The organism is Bradyrhizobium sp. P3_C3 (assembly GCF_056402655.1).
Genome location: NZ_JBFUGY010000143.1, coordinates 1 through 919, shown reverse-complemented (window position 1 = coordinate 919; position 919 = coordinate 1). Strand labels below are relative to the sequence as shown.

General features: G+C 64.3%; 1 protein-coding gene. It reads right to left on the bottom strand.

Annotation, left to right across the window (positions count from 1 at the left end; all coding sequences use genetic code 11):
- Positions 1-325: 325 nt before the first annotated feature.
- On the bottom strand, positions 326-919 hold a 594-nt coding region (locus tag AC1DW2_RS43825; protein WP_477009216.1), incomplete at its 5' end, for a Rossmann-fold NAD(P)-binding domain-containing protein.

Here is a 919-nt window from a genome sequence, read left to right as displayed (position 1 = left end):
GTCGTACGGCGAGATGGGCTGGCAGGGCAGCTGGAGTACGTATGCTGCCCGCAACGGCATCGTCTGCCGGCCCGGCACCTATTTCAAGGGTAGCGACGGCCTCCAGCATCTCTGCCAGTAGGTCATCTGCTCTGACGTTAAACAGCTCAGGCGGCCCCAAAGGGGCCGCCTGTTTTGTGCTGGCTTGTGGCTCTCGCCGAGAATTAGCATCCAGATCGCGCGGTGGGTGCACGACTGGGTGTACGAACGACCMCGATCTCCGGATCGAGGTCGCGTACCGTCACCAGTGCTTCGAGCGGGCGGCGGGCCTTCGTAGTAACGATCTCTATGGAAGCAGCCGGCTATCTTTGGCTTGCTTGAACCACTTCCGGAACATGTCCTCGGTGTCCATCATCTCGGTGAAGCCGGCGCGGTTGATCTTCACGGTCGAGACGATCGAGGGCGGACCGGACTCGGTCTGGCCGTAGCGCATGCTGTAATCGGCGTATTGGAACGACAGGCCGACGAAGTCGGCGAGGTCCGGCGACACGAGGTCATGCTTGCGTCGCAACGCGTCCCAAGAAGAGACCCAATTGGGAAACTCCTTGGCGAGCGATAGCGGGATCGGCTTGCCGGGCTTCATCTCCAGCGCGTCGGCCACCGCGGGCCAGATGTTTTCCCAGGTGAAGACATCGCCATTGGTGACGTTGAAGGCTTCGTTCTGTGCCGCCTTAGCCTCGCCCGACCAGGCGATCGCGCGCGCGAGGAGATCGACGTCGACGGCCTGCGCCACCCGCGCGGCGCCGCCGGGAAAGTCGAGCGGCCTGCCCTGCTCGCGCAGCATCGCCGCATAGACGCCGAGCGGCGGGATCAGATCCATGGCGCCCCCCATGGCGAGGCCGACGATCAGAACGGGGCGCAAGATGCTCCGGTGCCAGGC